This window comes from Candidatus Macondimonas diazotrophica, from assembly GCF_004684205.1.
GTDB classification, from domain to species: domain Bacteria; phylum Pseudomonadota; class Gammaproteobacteria; order UBA5335; family UBA5335; genus Macondimonas; species Macondimonas diazotrophica.
Window position 1 is genome coordinate 299,181 of sequence record NZ_SRIO01000001.1, and the last position, 15,889, is coordinate 315,069.

General features: G+C 67.4%; 15 protein-coding genes and 1 pseudogene. 14 read left to right on the forward strand and 2 right to left on the reverse strand.

What is annotated here, in order from left to right; genetic code table 11:
* Positions 1 to 4 precede the first annotated feature (4 nt).
* The 4 genes from E4680_RS01465 to ureC all read left to right on the forward strand — a co-directional run bounded on the left by E4680_RS01465 (position 5) and on the right by ureC (position 5,101).
* Entirely contained in the window at positions 5 to 1,375 is a 1,371-nt protein-coding gene (locus E4680_RS01465; protein ID WP_135280587.1) for an efflux transporter outer membrane subunit, read from the forward strand.
* 185 nt (positions 1,376 to 1,560) lie between these two features.
* Entirely contained in the window at positions 1,561 to 2,796 is a 1,236-nt protein-coding gene (locus E4680_RS01470; RefSeq protein WP_135280588.1) for an SAM-dependent methyltransferase, read from the forward strand.
* A gap of 118 nt (positions 2,797 to 2,914) precedes the next feature.
* Positions 2,915 to 3,223, forward strand: a complete 309-nt coding sequence (locus tag E4680_RS01475; protein ID WP_135280626.1) for an urease subunit beta — start codon at positions 2,915 to 2,917, stop codon at positions 3,221 to 3,223.
* A 168-nt stretch (positions 3,224 to 3,391) separates the two neighbouring features.
* The gene (gene ureC / locus E4680_RS01480; protein WP_135280589.1) at positions 3,392 to 5,101 is read left to right on the forward strand and encodes an urease subunit alpha; all 1,710 of its coding nucleotides are present in this window, start codon (positions 3,392 to 3,394) and stop codon (positions 5,099 to 5,101) included.
* Positions 5,102 to 5,166: 65 nt separating this feature from the next.
* Here the strand turns inward: ureC and E4680_RS01485 are convergent, their stop codons facing one another.
* Both E4680_RS01485 and E4680_RS01490 read right to left on the reverse strand, forming a co-directional pair.
* Positions 5,167 to 5,382, reverse strand: coding sequence for a hypothetical protein (locus E4680_RS01485; protein ID WP_135280590.1), 216 nt, complete (start codon positions 5,380 to 5,382; stop codon positions 5,167 to 5,169).
* 131 nt (positions 5,383 to 5,513) lie between these two features.
* The gene (locus tag E4680_RS01490) at positions 5,514 to 5,723 is read right to left on the reverse strand and encodes a dodecin (RefSeq protein WP_135280591.1); all 210 of its coding nucleotides are present in this window, start codon (positions 5,721 to 5,723) and stop codon (positions 5,514 to 5,516) included.
* Positions 5,724 to 5,858: 135 nt separating this feature from the next.
* Between E4680_RS01490 and E4680_RS01495 the strand changes: the two genes are divergently transcribed.
* The 10 genes and pseudogenes from E4680_RS01495 to E4680_RS01540 form a co-directional block, all read left to right on the forward strand.
* Entirely contained in the window at positions 5,859 to 6,200 is a 342-nt protein-coding gene (locus tag E4680_RS01495) for a hypothetical protein (protein ID WP_135280592.1), read from the forward strand.
* Positions 6,201 to 6,245: 45 nt separating this feature from the next.
* On the forward strand, positions 6,246 to 8,018 hold the full coding sequence (locus E4680_RS01500) for an N-acetylglutaminylglutamine amidotransferase (protein WP_135280593.1): 1,773 nt from the start codon (positions 6,246 to 6,248) through the stop codon (positions 8,016 to 8,018).
* Positions 8,019 to 8,041: 23 nt separating this feature from the next.
* Positions 8,042 to 9,808, forward strand: coding sequence for an N-acetylglutaminylglutamine synthetase (gene ngg / locus E4680_RS01505; RefSeq protein ID WP_135280594.1), 1,767 nt, complete (start codon positions 8,042 to 8,044; stop codon positions 9,806 to 9,808).
* 14 nt (positions 9,809 to 9,822) lie between these two features.
* Complete coding sequence (locus E4680_RS01510) at positions 9,823 to 10,932, forward strand: osmoprotectant NAGGN system M42 family peptidase (RefSeq protein WP_135280595.1); 1,110 nt, start codon at positions 9,823 to 9,825, stop codon at positions 10,930 to 10,932.
* Positions 10,933 to 10,975: 43 nt separating this feature from the next.
* On the forward strand, positions 10,976 to 11,422 hold the full coding sequence (gene ureE / locus E4680_RS01515) for an urease accessory protein UreE (protein WP_135280596.1): 447 nt from the start codon (positions 10,976 to 10,978) through the stop codon (positions 11,420 to 11,422).
* Positions 11,400 to 12,092, forward strand: a complete 693-nt coding sequence (locus tag E4680_RS01520; RefSeq protein WP_240696068.1) for an urease accessory protein UreF — start codon at positions 11,400 to 11,402, stop codon at positions 12,090 to 12,092. Before ureE ends, E4680_RS01520 begins: the two co-directional genes overlap by 23 nt.
* A gap of 15 nt (positions 12,093 to 12,107) precedes the next feature.
* Positions 12,108 to 12,731 carry an urease accessory protein UreG gene (ureG, locus tag E4680_RS01525; protein ID WP_135280598.1) on the forward strand — a complete coding sequence of 208 codons (624 nt, stop codon included), beginning with the start codon at positions 12,108 to 12,110 and terminating at the stop codon, positions 12,729 to 12,731.
* A gap of 190 nt (positions 12,732 to 12,921) precedes the next feature.
* Complete coding sequence (locus E4680_RS01530; RefSeq protein ID WP_135280599.1) at positions 12,922 to 14,043, forward strand: porin; 1,122 nt, start codon at positions 12,922 to 12,924, stop codon at positions 14,041 to 14,043.
* A 27-nt stretch (positions 14,044 to 14,070) separates the two neighbouring features.
* The gene (urtA, locus tag E4680_RS01535) at positions 14,071 to 15,363 is read left to right on the forward strand and encodes an urea ABC transporter substrate-binding protein (protein WP_422666656.1); all 1,293 of its coding nucleotides are present in this window, start codon (positions 14,071 to 14,073) and stop codon (positions 15,361 to 15,363) included.
* An 87-nt stretch (positions 15,364 to 15,450) separates the two neighbouring features.
* Positions 15,451 to 15,889: pseudogene (locus E4680_RS01540) on the forward strand (hypothetical protein); the annotation flags it as partial.

The window sequence follows — 15,889 nt, forward strand, 5'->3', positions numbered from 1 at the left end:
CGCTATGGACCGACTGTTTCCGCTGCTGCTGCTCCTGAGTCTGGCCGGTTGCAGCCTGATGCCGGCTTACCAGCGTCCCGCCGTCGCCGTGCCCGCGCATTGGGCGCACACCGAAATCGGCGACGCGGGCATTGCCGACGCGTGGTGGACCGGGTTCGGCAGTCGCGTCCTTGATGGCTGGGTCGAGCAGGCATTGGCAGCCAACCAGGATTTGGCGGCGGCCGTCGCCCGCATCGATCAGGCCCGCGCCGCGGCCGTCATTGCCGGTGCACCGCGCTGGCCGAGTCTGAACGCCTCGCTGGCATTCACCGATGCCGATCGCAGCGGCAGCGCCACGATTTCCGGCAGCACCCAGACCGGCACGCGGACCACGGCGCAACTCAGCGCCGCCTATGAACTGGACCTGTTCGGACGGGTCGCCGCCACCCGGGCCGCGGCCCAGAGCCGGATCGAGGCCAGCCGCTACGACCTGCAGGCGCTGGGCCTGCTGACCAGTGCCGAGGTAACGCAGGCAGCGCTCGAACTGGCCGCCACCCTGGAGCAGATTCGTCTGGCGCAGGCCAATCTCGATTCGGCGCATGCCATCCTGGCCGTGCTGGAAGCACGCTTCGAGGCCGGTCGCGCCTCCGCGCTGGAGCGCGATCAACAACGCACCGTGGTCGCCAATACCGAAGCCGCCCTCGCGGCGCGGGAGCAAACCGCGAGCGGCCTGCGCAACCAACTGGCGCTGCTGACGGGTGTGGCCGCGCCCGCTTTCGCGCCCGCGACCATTGATTGGGCCGTCCTGCGTTTACCGGCCGTGACCCCCACCGTACCGGCTGCGCTGCTGACCCGGCGGCCGGACCTGCAGCGCGCCGAAGCCGATCTGAAGGCCGCCGGCGCCGACATTGGCGCTGCCCGCGCCGCGCTTTATCCCAACATACAGATCGGCTGGGATCGCGCCTGGACCCGCAGCCCCTCATTCACACTCACGACGCTGTCCGCCAGCGCCCTGGCACCGCTGTTCCGGGGCGGCGCCCTGCGCGGCGAAGTGGCCCGCACCGAGGCGCGCCGCGCGGAACTGGCGGCCGCCTATCGCCAAGCGGTCCTGACCGCCTTTCGGGAGGTCAGTGACGCCCTCGCGGCCCAGCGCCAGAGCGCCCTGCGCAGCGACGCACTGGAACGCGCGGCAGCGGCGGCGCGGGCCGCCTATGGGATCGCGCGTGCCCGCTTCGATGCCGGCGCGGTGGACTACGCCGATCTGCTCGAGGCGCAGCGCAGCCTGATCGCGGCGGAGGACGCCGCCGTCGCGGCGCGGCTGGAGCGCTTCAGCGCCGCGGTATCGCTGTATCGCACCCTCGGCGGCGGTCCCGCGCCGCTCCCGGCGGAGGGATGAATCACCGGACGGCCCCTTCCATCGATCGCATCCGGCGTTAAAATTTAGCGGACTTGACAGACGAATGGATGACTCATTGACGGTCGCCGGGCCAGGATGGCCACCCGCGTAACGTCAGGCAGACGGGCGGCCCTGCCCCGATGCGGCGCCCAGCCGCGTCTTCATTCTGCCCCGGGAGGTACATCATGCTGCTGTCCCGCATTCTCGACCCCGCGCTGACCCAAGGTCGGCTGACACTCATCGATCCTCAAGGCCATGCCCATCGCCTCGGTCCCGGCGGCGGACCCGAAGTGGCGATCCGGCTGCGCGATCCCGCTCTGCCCCGACGGCTGTTGCTGCATCCCGAACTGGCCACTGGCGAGGCCTACATGGATGGCCAGCTCACCGTGGAGCAGGGCTCCCTGCGCGACTTTCTGGCCCTGGCCAACCAGTGCGCCGAGGGCATCGCGCGCATGCCGCTGCAACGGCTCCTGGCCGCGGTGGGCCGTCCCCTGCGCTGGCTGCACCAGTTCAACCCGGCGCGGCGCGCGCACCGCAACGTCGCCCATCACTACGACCTGTCCGACGCGCTCTACGACCTCTTTCTCGACCGCGACCGGCAATATTCCTGCGCCTATTTCCCACGCGGCGACGAAACCCTGGAGGAGGCTCAGGCACTGAAGAAACGCCATATCGCCGCAAAACTCCTGCTGCAGCCCGGCCTGCGCGTGCTCGACATCGGCAGCGGCTGGGGCGGCCTGGCGCTGGATCTGGCGCGCCATGACGGCGTGGACGTGACCGGGCTGACGCTGTCGGCCGAGCAACTCAAGGTGGCACGCGCCCGTGCCGAATCGGAGGGGCTGAGCCCGCGCGTGCGTTTCGCGTTGCGCGACTACCGCGAGGAAACCGGGTTCTACGACCGCATCGTCTCGGTCGGCATGTTCGAACACGTGGGCGTCTCGCACTACACGCGCTTTTTCCGGCAGCTGGGCGAGCGTCTCGCGCCCGACGGCGTTGCCCTGATCCACGCCATCGGCCGCGCCGATCCACCCGGCGACACCAACGCCTGGACCCGCAAGTACATTTTCCCCGGCGGCTATTGTCCGGCGCTGTCCGAGGTGGTGGCCGCGGTGGAACGCAGCGGCCTGTGGCTGACCGACGTCGAAATCCTGCGCCTGCACTATGCCGAGACGCTGCGGCACTGGTTCGATCGTTTCCAGGCCCAGCGCGACCGCGCCCGGGCTCTCTACGACGAGCGGTTTTGCCGGATGTGGGAGTTCTATCTGGCCGGCGCCGAAATGGCGTTTCGCCACGGTCGGCTGATGGTGTTCCAGATCCAGCTGGCGCACCAGCGCGATGCCGTACCGCTCACGCGCGATTATCTCTATGCCCACGGTGGCGCGGCGCCAGCCGAGCAACCGTTGTGCGGGCAGCAGGCCTGACGGCGGATTTCGCATGGCCTCGACCAATGGCATAGAGTCTGCTTTGATTGGCAGGATGCGCGCCGCGTGGCGGCGCCCGTCACCAACCGCCAAACCACACCGCGGCGAGGAGAACTGCATGATTCCCGGAGAAATCGACCCCGCCGATGGCGAGCTGGAACTGAACGCCGGCCGCCCGGCGATCACCCTGGAGGTCGCCAACACCGGCGACCGACCGATCCAGGTCGGCTCACACTATCACTTTGCCGAAACCAACCCCGCGCTCGCGTTCGACCGCGCCGCCGCCCGCGGCATGCGGCTGGATATCCCCGCCGGCACGGCCGTGCGTTTCGAACCCGGCCAGAGCCGCGCCGTCGCCCTGATTCCCTATGGGGGAGCCGGGGCGGTCTGGGGCTTTCGCGGCGAGGTGATGGGTTCGCTCGACTGAGGGGCCGGCCGGCATGACGACCCGGCGCGACACGGAACCCGGCGGCGCGCCCGCCGAAGGACACGCCGAGATTGCCCGACGCCGCTCATTGCGCCACCTGTCCCGATCACCCGCCCGCACTGCCACCCCGACGCCCTGACTGACCCATCACCCATGAGGAACCCCACCATGCCGCATCGCATCGACCGCCGCGCCTATGCCGAGATGTTCGGCCCCACCACCGGCGATCGCGTCCGTCTGGGCGACACCGAGCTGTGGATCGAAGTCGAGCGCGACTTCACGGTCTATGGCGAGGAGGTGAAATTCGGCGGCGGCAAGGTGATCCGCGACGGCATGGGCCAGGCCCAGGCCAGCCGCGCCGACGGCGCGCTCGACACTGTCATCACCAACGCGCTCATCCTGGATCACTGGGGCGTGGTCAAGGCCGACATCGGCATCCGCGGCGGGCGCATCGTCGGCATCGGCAAGGCCGGCAACCCCGACGTGCAGCCGGGGGTGACGCTCATCGTCGGCCCCGGCACCGAGGTGATCGCCGGCGAGGGGATGATCGCCACCGCCGGCGGCATCGACGCGCACATCCACTTCATCTGCCCGCAGCAGATCGAAGAGGCGCTGATGTCCGGCATCACCACCATGATCGGCGGTGGCACGGGTCCGGCCACCGGCAGCAACGCCACCACCTGCACACCCGGCGCGTGGCACCTGGCGCGCATGCTGGAGGCGGCCGAAGCGTTCCCGATGAACCTCGGTTTTCTGGGCAAGGGCAACGCCAGCCGGCCCGAGGCGCTCATCGAGCAGATCGAGGCCGGCGCCATGGGCTTGAAGCTGCACGAGGACTGGGGCACCACCCCGGCGGCCATCGACTGCTGCCTCACCGTCGCCGAGCAGTTCGATGTGCAGGTCGCCATCCACACCGACACGCTCAACGAATCCGGGTTCGTGGAGGACACGCTGGCCGCCTTCAAGGGCCGCACCATCCACACGTACCACACCGAGGGCGCCGGCGGTGGCCACGCGCCGGACATCATCAAGGCCTGCGGCGCGCAGAACGTGCTGCCCTCCAGCACCAACCCGACGCGGCCCTACACCATCAACACCGTGGACGAACACCTCGACATGCTGATGGTGTGTCACCACCTCGATCCGAGCATCGCCGAGGACGTGGCCTTCGCCGAGTCGCGCATCCGCCGCGAGACCATCGCGGCCGAGGACATCCTGCACGACCTGGGCGCGTTTTCGATGATCAGCTCGGACTCTCAGGCCATGGGCCGCGTGGGCGAGGTCGTGACCCGCACCTGGCAGACCGCGCACAAGATGAAGGTGCAGCGCGGCGCCCTGCCGCAGGACAGCGCCCGGGCCGACAACTTCCGCGCCCGCCGCTACGTGGCGAAATACACCATCAACCCCGCCATCAGCCACGGCATCGCCCACGAGGTGGGCTCACTGGAGGCCGGCAAGCTCGCCGACATCGTGCTGTGGAAGCCGGCCTTCTTCGGCACCAAGCCGGCGCTGATCCTCAAGGGCGGGGCCATCGCCGCCGCCCCCATGGGTGACCCCAACGCCTCCATCCCCACCCCGCAGCCGGTGCACTACCGGCCCATGTTCGGCGCCTTTGGCCCGGCCATCGCCGCCACCAGCCTCACCTTTGTCTCACAGGCCGCGCTGGATGCCGGCGTGCCGGCAACGCTGGGCCTGCGCCGCCGCGCAGTGGCGGTAAAGGGCACGCGCAGCGTGACCAAGTCCGACATGGTGCTCAACGACTATGCGCCGCTGATGGAGGTGGATTCGCAGACCTACGAGGTGCGCGCCGATGGCGTGCTGCTGACCTGCGAGCCGGCCAAGGTGTTGCCGCTGGCGCAGCGGTATTACCTGTTTTGAAGAGCCGTGTCCGCCGGCGATGCACGGGGACGTTTCACCAGGTCAGCCACAGGCGCCGCCGCCGATTACCGGTTCCGCGACACCATCGGGTCTTCGCCCTTGGAGCGCGACCTGCCTTTTTCCTCTGCGCGCTTAAGTTCGCGCTCTTGCGTCTCCGTTAATGCCTCTGTGCCGCGCAGTTGTTCATCGGACAGCTGCGCGGCCGTGCGCCGGGTGTCCGCGTTGTAGCGACGCGCGGATTCGCGATCGCCTTCGCCCTGATTCTTGATGGTTTCGGCCATGATGTGTCTCCTGATTGCTCGAGAGTCACTCATTGGGAGGCACATGGCCGTGAAAAAGTTCAACCCGGCGGGCTCTGGCGTGACTCAGAAGCCGCGCGATCGGGCGCTGGCGCCGTCGAATAGCCGCCGCGTCAGTTCTCGAGGCGGAAGCCGACCTTCAAGATCACCTGAAAGTGGCCGACCTTGCCGTCAACCAGGTGGCCGCGTGTCTGTACGACCTCGAACCAGTCGAGATGACGCAGGCTCTTGCCCGCCTCGGCAATGGCGTTGCGGATGGCGTCGTCGGTTCCGTTGGGCGAAGAGCCGACGATCTCCACAACCTTGTACGTATGGCTGCTCATGGGCTGACCTCCTGTGGGTTGGGTGTCGCCTGCACGCGCAGGCAGGATTTGACCCTAGACCTGTAGAGGGCGCAGGGCAAGCGTGCCTGCCGACGCGGCGCCGCCGGACGTGCGGGACGCCGGGGTGCGCGCCCGATGCCGTTCAGCTGCAGCCGGGCGGGTCGGGCACAGGCCGCTCGGGGCCGGCGGCAGGTGACGGTGCGTGGGGGGTTGCGTTCGCCGGAAGGCCGCGATTGCTTTTCTTTTTCTATCTCCCTGATTGGCATCCAGAGCGCATTGCCCGATACGGCCGAATATCCACTGATCGGCCTTATTCATTCGCGGCTTATCGCGATTTGTGATAACATTATGGCTTCCGCTATTCGATTGGTTTTATTCATCCGTGAATCGAAGGCCGGGGCAGGGCATTCGTTTTTTGCCAATCGGAATGCTTGTTTATTTGCTGCGTCCGGGCCTGTTTCATTGATGTCCGGATGAGTTTTTTGGCGGTATTCATTTCGCTGCCGGAACGAGAGGTTGTTTATGTGTGGGATTGCGGGCGAGATTCGTTTTGACGGCCAGGTGGCTGATCCGGCAGCCGTCGAGCGCATGGCCGAGGTGCTGGCGCCACGGGGGCCTGACGGTGCCGGTCGCATCGGCTACGGACCGGTCGCTTTCGCCCACCGCCGGCTGAAGATCATCGACATCAGCGCGCGTGCGCAGCAGCCGATGCTGGACAATGAACTCGGCTTGCTCATGGTGTTCAATGGCGCCATCTACAACTACCCCGAGTTGCGCCAGGAACTGCAGGGACTCGGTTACCGCTTTTTCTCTTCCGGTGATACCGAGGTCATTCTCAAGGCCTATCACGCCTGGGGTCCCGCCTGCGTGCAGCGCCTGCAGGGAATGTTTGCGTTCGCCATCTGGGAGCGCGACAGCGGTGCCGTGTTTCTCGCCCGGGATCGTCTGGGCATCAAGCCGCTGTATTACACCGAGCAGCCAGGCCGCTTTCGCTTCGCCTCCACGCTGCCGGCCCTGCTGGCCGGTGGCGACATATCGACCGATATCGACCCCGTCGCACTGCATCACTACATGAGTTTTCATGCCGTGGTGCCGGCGCCGCACACCATCGTGCAGGGTGTGCGCAAGCTGCCGCCGGCCACCACGCTGCGCATCGGCGCCGACGGCAGCCTGCAGTTCGACACCTACTGGACGCCCAATTTCGATCGTGACGCGGCCGACGGCGCGCGGGATTTCGGTGAGTGGCGCGAGCAGGTGCTCGACAGCCTGCGCCTGGCGGTGCGGCGCCGACTGGTGGCGGACGTGCCGGTGGGCGTCTTGCTGTCCGGAGGGCTCGATTCGAGCCTGATCGTCGGCCTGCTGGCCGAGCAGGGGCAACAGGGCCTGCACACGTTTTCCATCGGCTTCGAGGCGGTCGACGCCGAGAAGGGCGACGAGTTTGAGTATTCGGACCTGATCGCCAAGCACTTCGGCACCCGACACGAACGCATCTTCATCGGTGCCGATCGTCTGCTGCCGGCGCTGCCGGACTGCGTGGCGGCGATGTCCGAGCCCATGGTCAGCCACGACGCGGTGGGTTTCTACCTGCTCTCGCAGCAGGTGGCCAAGCACGTGAAGGTGGTGCAAAGCGGGCAGGGCGCCGACGAGGTGTTCGGCGGTTATCACTGGTATCCGCCGCTGCTCGAAAGCCGCGATCCGCTCGAGGATTACGCGCGGCACTTCTTCGACCGCGACCATGCCGAGTACGCGCGCTGTGTGCAGGCGCCGTGGGTGGGCGAGGACTATAGCCGCCAGTTCGTGGCCGGGCATTTCGCGCAGCCGGGCGCGACCGGCGGCATCGACAAGGCGCTGCGCCTGGATACGACCATCATGCTGGTGGATGATCCGGTCAAGCGCGTGGACAACATGACCATGGCCTGGGGGCTGGAGGCGCGGGTGCCGTTCCTGGACCATGAGCTGGTGGAGCTGGCGGCGCGCATCCCGGCCGAACACAAGATCCGCGAGGGCGGCAAGTACGTGCTGAAGGAGGCGGCGCGCCAGGTGATTCCCGGAGCGGTCATTGATCGCCCGAAAGGGTATTTCCCGGTGCCGGCGCTCAAGTACATCCGCGGCGCGTATCTCGACTTTGTGCGTGACATCCTGCTGCAGCCGCGCGCGCGCCAGCGCGGCGTGTTCGACAATGCGTATGTCGACACCCTGCTGGCCGAGCCGGAGGCGCACATCACGCCGCTGCGTGGCTCCAAGCTGTGGCAGATCACGCTGCTTGAGTTGTGGCTGCAGCAGCAGGGTCTTTGATCCCGCGACAGGGAGACTCTCGGGTGAGCAACTCACAAAAGCGCGTCAAGCATCGGCTCGAGCGGGGCAATGCGCCGAGCCTGCGCAACTGGGATCCGGAGCAGGCGGACTCGCGTCTGCAGGCACAGCCCGGCGCCCAGAACGTGGCGGTGGAGTGTGGCTGGGGGCGTGTGATCTTCGGCCAGACCTTTCCCGACCCGCTGCAGGTGGTGCGGTTGCTGGAAAGCGAGAAGACCGGCCACCGCGATATCGCCATTTATCTGCGCGAGCCGCATGTGGTGACCGCCAGCGCGCCGAACAGCGTGTTTCTGGACCCGTCGCACACGTACCGGCTGTGGTTGTATGACTACCGTCCGGCGGCGCGCCGCGTCGCCGGGCTGATCGTGCGTCGGCTCAACAGCCACGCCGACGCGCAGGCGGCGCATGACCTGTACTGCAAGCGGGGCATGCTGCCGCCGGACCCGGATTTCATCTGGGCCCACCGCAAGTCAACGACGATCTGCTACCTGGTGGCCGAGCATGAGGAAACCGGCAAGGTGCTCGGCGTGGTGATGGGGGTCGACCATGTCGAGGCGTTCGGCGATCCGGAAAACGGCGCTTCCCTGTGGGCGCTGGTGGCCGATCCGCAGGCGCCGTTGCCGGGGGTGGGCGAGGCGCTGACCCGGCAGTTGGCGGAGTTCTTCCAGGTGCGCGGGCGGGCCTTCATGGACCTGTCGGTGATGCACGACAACCGGCAGGCGATTCGCCTTTACGAGAAGCTGGGTTTCCAGCGCGTGCCGGTGTTCTGCCTCAAGCACAAGAATTCGTACAACGAACCGCTGTTCGTGGGTCCGCAGCCGAACGAATACGAGCAGCTCAACGTCTATGCCCGGATCATCGTCGACGAGGCGGCGCGGCGCGGCATTGGTGTCAATGTCATCGACGCCGAGGGTGGGTACTTCGAACTCACCTACGGTGGACGCAGCGTGCTGTGTCGCGAATCGCTGAGCGAGCTCACCTCCGCCGTCGCCATGAGCGTGTGCGACGACAAGCTGGCCAGCAACCGCTTCCTGCGCCGCGCCGGTCTGCGTCTGCCGCAGCAATGCGTGGCCGGTGCCGCGCGCCAGAACCGGGCCTTCCTGGAGCGGCATGGGCCGCTGGTGGTCAAGCCCGCGCGCGGTGAGCAGGGGCGCGGCATCACCGTCGACGTGCGCGACGCCGCGGCGCTGACCCGCGCCGTTCGCGTGGCGCGCCGCTACTGCGACACGGTGCTGCTGGAAGAGCTGGTGCCCGGCGACGACCTGCGGGTGGTGGTGATCGACTTCGAGGTGGTCGCCGCCGCGGTGCGTCGGCCGCCGCAGGTCTTCGGCACCGGGCAGGCAACCGTTCGCGAACTGATCGAGAAACTCAGCCGGCGGCGGCTGGCCGCCAGTGCCGGCGAGAGCCACATCCCGCTGGACGACGAAACCGCCCGTTGCGTGCGTCTGGCAGGCTACGAGCTGGACCAGGTGTTGCCCAGCGGCGTCAGCCTGCAGGTGCGAAAGACGGCCAACCTGCATACCGGCGGGACCTTGCATGACGTGACCGACAGCCTGCATCCGACCCTGGCGGACGCCGCGGTGCAGGCGGCGAGGGCGTTGAACATTCCGGTGGTGGGTCTCGATTTCCTGGTGACCGCGCCGGATCGGCCCGAGCATGTGATCATCGAAGCCAACGAGCGCCCCGGACTGGCCAATCACGAGCCGCAGCCGACCGCGCAGCGCTTCGTGGACCTGTTGTTCCCCATTACTCGCCGCCTGCCGGCGATCTGAAAAACGTCATCGCCATGAGAGTCCTCCCCATCGACCAGCGCTATGTGCTGGATATCCTGATGAAACTGCTGCACACGCCCAGTCCGTCCGGTTACACGGACCGGGTGGTGCACGTGGTGTGCGAGGAGCTCAAGCGCCTGGGTGTGCCGTTCGAGCTGACACGCCTGGGTGCCATTCGGGCCACCGTGCGTGGCGCGGCACGTGCACCGGCGCGCGCCATCGTCAGCCACCTGGACACGCTCGGCGCGCAAGTGAAGGCACTCAAGCCCAACGGGCGCCTGGAGGTGGTGCCGGTGGGCCACTGGAACGCCCGTTTCGCCGAAGGGGCACGCGTGACGCTGTTCACCGATGGGGGGTCGCATCGGGGCAGTTTGCTGCCGCTGAAGGCATCCGGTCATACCTTCGGGCCGGAGGTCGACAGTCAGCCGTCGGCGTGGAACAACCTGGAGTTGCGTCTCGACGAGCCGCTTGGCGGTATTGAAGACTTGATGAAGCTTGGCATCTACGTTGGTGATTTCGTGGCGGTTGATGCCAATCCCGAGCTGTCGGACAACGGCTTCATCAACTCCCGCCACCTCGACGACAAGGCCGGTGTGGCAGTGGCGCTGGGCACGCTCAAGGCGCTGCACGACACGCGGCCGACGCTGCCCAGCGATGTCTACTTCCTGTTCACCATTCTGGAGGAGGTCGGCGTCGGTGCATCGGCCGTGCTGCCGGACACGGTGGCCGAGATGGTGGCCATCGACAACGGCACCACCGCACCGGGGCAGAACTCGGCCGAATACGGCGCGACCATCGCCATGGCCGACTCGTCCGGGCCGTTCGACTACCACCTCACCCGGCGCCTGCTGCTGCTGTGCAAGGAGTTCGGCATCGCGCACCAGCGCGACGTGTTCCGCTACTACCGCTCGGACATTGCCGCCGCGCTGCAGGCCGGGCACGACCTGCGCACCGCCCTGGTGTGCTTCGGCATCGACGGCTCGCACGGCTGGGAACGCATCCATTGGAATGCGCTCGAGTCGCTGATAGGCCTGCTGAGCGTGTACGTACAAAGTGGCGCCATGTTCCAGCGCGAGCGCGAGGCACTGGGGCCGCAGGATGGTTTTCCGATCCAGCCGCAGTGAGCACCGATACTTGGCTGGCCCGAGAGTTGCTTGAGATCCAGTCATGCAGGTGTTCGACCACGTTCTGACCGGTGCCACCGGCGCCGATTCGCTGACCCTTAGCTTCGACCGGCGCGTGCGTTCGCGCCAGCGCGTGCGCCTGGACAGTGGCCTGCCCGCGTTGCTGGCCTTGCCGCGCGGCACCGTGCTGCGCGGCGGCGACGTGCTCGGCGGGCCCGGGGGTGCCACCGTGGTGGTGCGGTCCGCCAGCGAGGCGGTGTCCACCGCCACCGCCGACACGCCGCTGCTGGTGCTGCGTGCCGCCTATCACCTGGGCAACCGGCATGTGGCGGTGCAGCTGGGCGACGGCTGGCTGCGTTACCTGCACGACCACGTGCTCGACGACATGCTGCGTGGGCTCGGCCTGCAGGTGGCGGTCGGCGAGTCGCCGTTCGAGCCGGAGGCGGGCGCCTATGCGGCGGCCGGCCATGGACACACGCACGCCCACTGATGGTGCGCTGGCCGACCTGCGGCTGCGCCAACTGACCAGCGCCACCCTGCCGGTGGGCGCCTTTGCGTATTCACAGGGCCTGGAAACCGCGGTCGAGCTGGGGTGGGTCGGCGACCTGCCACAGGCGGCGGCGTGGATCGGCGGTCAGCTGCAGCACAGCCTGGCGCGGGTGGAAGTGCCCCTGCTGGCACGGCTGATGGCAGCCTTTTCGGCCGGGGACCGGGACGCGGCAATGCACTGGTCCGGGCTGCTGCTGGCGATGCGCGACACCGCGGAACTGCGCGCCCAGGAACGCGCGCTGGCCAGCGCCTGGGCGGTGCTGCTGGGCGACCTGGATCTCGATGACGCACGCACCTGGGTCGACCTGCCGCAGCGCACCGCGCTGGCCCTGTTTGCCCTGGCTGCCACACGTTTTCGCATTGCCCCGCCCACGGCGGCGCAGGCCTGCCTGTGGGCCTGGCTGGAGGCACAGGTCAGCGCGGCGGTGCGGGCGGTACCGCTGGGCCATACGGCCGCGCAGCGCCTGCTGTATGAGCTGGCCCAGGATATTCCGGCGGTGGTGGCGAGCGGGCTGGCCGTGGCCGATGCCGACATCGGAGCGGCGGCGCCGGCGCTGGCCATCGCCAGCTGCCGGCACGAGACCCAGTACAGCCGTCTTTTTCGATCTTGAATTCAGGAGATACGCATGTTGGATACATCGGTGGCCGGGCCGCTGCGCGTGGGGATTGGCGGGCCGGTCGGTTCCGGCAAGACGGCGCTGACCGAGGCCCTGTGCCGCGCGCTGCGCGATCGCTATCAGATCGCCGTGGTCACCAACGACATCTACACCCGCGAGGATGCCGAATTCCTGACCCGGGCCGGGGCGCTGGCGCCGGAGCGCATCGTCGGCGTGGAAACCGGTGGCTGTCCGCACACGGCGATTCGCGAGGACGCCTCAATGAACCTGGCCGCGGTGGCCGATCTGTCGCGCCGGTTCGCGCCGCTGGACGTGGTGTTCGTGGAGTCCGGCGGCGACAACCTGGCGGCGACCTTCAGCCCCGAGCTGTCGGACCTGACGCTGTACGTGATCGACGTGTCGGCCGGCGACAAGATCCCGCGCAAGGGTGGGCCGGGCATCACCCGCTCGGACCTGCTGATCATCAACAAGACCGACCTGGCGCCGCACGTCGGCGCCTCGCTGGAGGTGATGGACCGTGACGCCCGGCGCATGCGTGGCGAGCGGCCGTTCGTGTTCACCTGCCTGAAGACCGGAACCGGGCTGGATGAGGTGATCGCGTTCATCGAACGTGAGGGTGCGCTCACCGGTTGAACCGCTTTGGGCCGGCGCGGCGCCGAAGGGGCGTTGTGCGCACCAGGGCGGTGCACATGCCGGTCGATGTCGAGTGCGTTACTGGGGGATTGCCATTGCACAGCGGGTCGCGCGCTGCATGGCATGGTGGTTGCTAATCGAACACCGCCATTCGGGAGGAGGCATCGCTTAACTTTCAGGGAGCACGGGCATGCCTGTGAAGCATTTCGCAAGAACAACACTGCTGGCCGCGACCGCCAGCGTGGGCCTATTGGCCGCCGACACCGCCAATGCCGGCGCCAAGATCGAGATCGACGACACCAAGTGGGTGTCGGTGGGCGCCGGTCTGCGCACCAGTTTCAGTTCGGTGGAGGACGCGGCGCCGGACGACGGGCGCTCGAACGACTTCACGGTTGACAGCATCCGCCTGTACCTGAACGCCCAGCTGCATGAATACATCATGCTGGAGTTCAACACCGAGCGGTACGACACCGGCGATGACGACGACGTTCGCATGCTGGATGCGATCGCCAAGTTCACCTTCGCGCCCGAGTTCAACATCTGGATGGGGCGTCATCTGCCGCCGTCGGACCGCGCCAACCTGGACGGCCCGTACTACCTGAACGCCTGGACCTTCCCGATCGCGCAGGCCTATCCGGCCATCTTCGCCGGTCGCGACGAGGGTGTCTCCGTGAACGGTTCCATCGACGGTGGCGTGTTCGGCTATGCGCTTGGCGTCTACGACGGCATGGACACGTCGTATTCCGGCATCAACTCGCTGAACAACCCCAACCAGGACGACAACCTGCTGTTCGCCGGGCGTCTGCAGTGGGCACTGTGGGATCCGGAGCCGGGCTTCTACACCACCAGCTCCTATTTCGGCGCGAAGGACATCCTGACCTTCGGTGTCGCCGCCCAGTACCAGTCCGACGGCACCGGCACCTTGGCGTCGCCGGGGGATTTCTTCGGCTGGAACGTGGACGTGCTGCTGGAGAAGAAGGTCGGCGACGGCGGTGCGGTGAGCCTGGAAGGCGCCTACTACGACTACGACCACGACGACCAGATGCCGGCCTTCGGCTACCAGGGCAGCGGCTACTTCGTGCTGGCCAGCTTCCTGACACCGCAGACCTACGGCGTCGGCAAGCTGCAGCCGCATGTGCGCTTCCAGCAGGTGGACGACGACAACGCGCCGGATCACGACCGCTGGGAAGTGGGTCTCGGCTACATCATCGACGGCCAGAACGCCAAGGTCATCGCCACCTACGGCGCCGACGACTACGACGGTGCCGACAGCACCGACTTTTTCATCCTCGGCGTGCAGCTGCAGATCTGAGCCCCCCGGATCACAGGAGAATTTCGCATGACTGATCGCATGACTTCGTTTGCCCGGCGACTGGCCCTGGCCGCCACGGGCGCCTTGCTGGCCGGCATGGCGCAGGCCGCCGACACCATCAAGGTGGGTGTGCTGCACTCGCTGTCCGGCACCATGGCCATTTCCGAGACCACGCTCAAGGACACCGTGCTGATGCTGGTGGACGAGCAGAACAAGAAGGGCGGCGTGCTCGGCAAGCCGCTCGAGGCGGTGGTGGTGGACCCGGCCTCCAACTGGCCGCTGTTCGCCGAGAAGGCGCGCGAACTGCTCAGCAAGGAGCAGGTCGACGTGGTGTTCGGCTGCTGGACCTCGGTGTCGCGCAAGTCCGTGCTGCCGGTGTTCGAGGAGCTGAACGGGCTGCTGTTCTACCCGGTGCAGTACGAGGGCGAGGAGTCGTCCAAGAATGTGTTCTACACCGGCGCCGCGCCCAACCAGCAGGCCATTCCGGCGGTCGACTACTTCATGAACGAGCTGGGCATCGAGCGCTGGGTGCTGGCCGGCACCGACTACGTGTACCCGCGCACCACCAACAAGATCCTCGAGGCGTACCTGAAGTCGAAGGGCGTGAAGGACGAGGACATCATGATCAACTACACGCCGTTCGGGCACTCGGACTGGCAGTCGATCGTCGCCGAGATCAAGCAGTTCGGCGCTGCCGGCAAGAAGACCGGCGTGGTGTCCACCATCAATGGCGATGCCAACGTGCCGTTCTACAAGGAACTGGCGGCCCAGGGCATCAAGGCCGAGGACATTCCGGTGGTGGCCTTCTCCGTGGGTGAGGAGGAGCTGTCCGGCCTCGACGCCGGTCCGCTGGTCGGCCACCTGGCGGCCTGGAACTACTTCATGAGCGTGGACACGCCGCAGAACGCCCAGTTCATCGAGCAGTGGCACAGCTTCATCGGGGATTCCAAGCGCGTCACCAACGACCCGATGGAAGCCCACGTCATCGGCTTCAACATGTGGGTCAAGGCGGTCGAGAAGGCCGGTACCACCGACGTCGACGCCGTGGCCGACGCCATGATCGGCATCGAGGTGCCGAACATGACCGGCGGCATGGCCAAGATGCTGCCCAACCATCACCTGACCAAGCCGGTGCTGATCGGCGAGATCCAGGCCGACGGCCAGTTCGAGACGGTCTGGGAGACCGACGACCTGGTCCCCGGCGATGCCTGGTCGGACTACCTGCCCGGCTCCAAGGACATCGAGGCCGACTGGGTGAGCCTGAAGTGCGGCAACTACAACACCATCACCAAGAAGTGTTCGGGTCAGAACTACGAGTGATCTGACCGTCCCGACCTTCCCCCCGGGCTGCGGCCCGGGGGCTTTCCTCGTTTTTCCGGGATGCCCGTGAAACACATTCGAATGCGCATGCCGGCCGCCGTGGCGGCCCTGTTCCTGGTGCTGTGCGCCCTGGTGCAGCCGGCCGGGGCGCAGCAGCCTCCCCAGGCGGCGGTACAGGCGCTGGCGACCGCCGGTTTCGGTGCCAAGGCGGCCCTGCTGGAGCAGATCGCCGACAGCGGCGAGCCGTGGGCGCGGCCCGTGCTGCAGGCCCTGCTCGACGGCGACCTCAAGATGCGCAAGGCGGACGGCCAGGTGGTGCTGACGCGCCCGGCCGCAGACGGTTTTGCGCTCTACGACCCGATTGACGGCCAAGAACTGGGGCAGGCCGGCCGTTTCGACCTCAAGCGCCTGGCCATCAACAACGCCCTGCGCGGTCAGCTGCGCACCCTGATCGCCACCCTGAGCCTGGGCGATCCGGACCCGGCGCGGCGCCGGGCGGCGGTGCGCGCCCTGTATGACGAAATCG

Bases quoted from the DNA above. Each gene is read 5' to 3' on its own strand.
- E4680_RS01490 (WP_135280591.1), bottom strand. From the start codon at position 5,723: ATGAGCAGCCATACGTACAAGGTTGTGGAGATCGTCGGCTCTTCGCCC.
- E4680_RS01500 (WP_135280593.1), top strand. From the start codon at position 6,246: ATGTGTGGGATTGCGGGCGAGATTCGTTTTGACGGCCAGGTGGCTGAT.
- E4680_RS01475 (WP_135280626.1), top strand. From the start codon at position 2,915: ATGATTCCCGGAGAAATCGACCCCGCCGATGGCGAGCTGGAACTGAAC.
- E4680_RS01470 (WP_135280588.1), top strand. From the start codon at position 1,561: ATGCTGCTGTCCCGCATTCTCGACCCCGCGCTGACCCAAGGTCGGCTG.
- urtA (WP_422666656.1), top strand. From the start codon at position 14,071: ATGACTGATCGCATGACTTCGTTTGCCCGGCGACTGGCCCTGGCCGCC.
- ureC (WP_135280589.1), top strand. From the start codon at position 3,392: ATGCCGCATCGCATCGACCGCCGCGCCTATGCCGAGATGTTCGGCCCC.
- E4680_RS01465 (WP_135280587.1), top strand. From the start codon at position 5: ATGGACCGACTGTTTCCGCTGCTGCTGCTCCTGAGTCTGGCCGGTTGC.
- E4680_RS01495 (WP_135280592.1), top strand. From the start codon at position 5,859: ATGCCGTTCAGCTGCAGCCGGGCGGGTCGGGCACAGGCCGCTCGGGGC.
- E4680_RS01530 (WP_135280599.1), top strand. From the start codon at position 12,922: ATGCCTGTGAAGCATTTCGCAAGAACAACACTGCTGGCCGCGACCGCC.
- E4680_RS01520 (WP_240696068.1), top strand. From the start codon at position 11,400: ATGGACACACGCACGCCCACTGATGGTGCGCTGGCCGACCTGCGGCTG.
- E4680_RS01510 (WP_135280595.1), top strand. From the start codon at position 9,823: ATGAGAGTCCTCCCCATCGACCAGCGCTATGTGCTGGATATCCTGATG.
- ureG (WP_135280598.1), top strand. From the start codon at position 12,108: ATGTTGGATACATCGGTGGCCGGGCCGCTGCGCGTGGGGATTGGCGGG.
- E4680_RS01485 (WP_135280590.1), bottom strand. From the start codon at position 5,382: ATGGCCGAAACCATCAAGAATCAGGGCGAAGGCGATCGCGAATCCGCG.
- ureE (WP_135280596.1), top strand. From the start codon at position 10,976: ATGCAGGTGTTCGACCACGTTCTGACCGGTGCCACCGGCGCCGATTCG.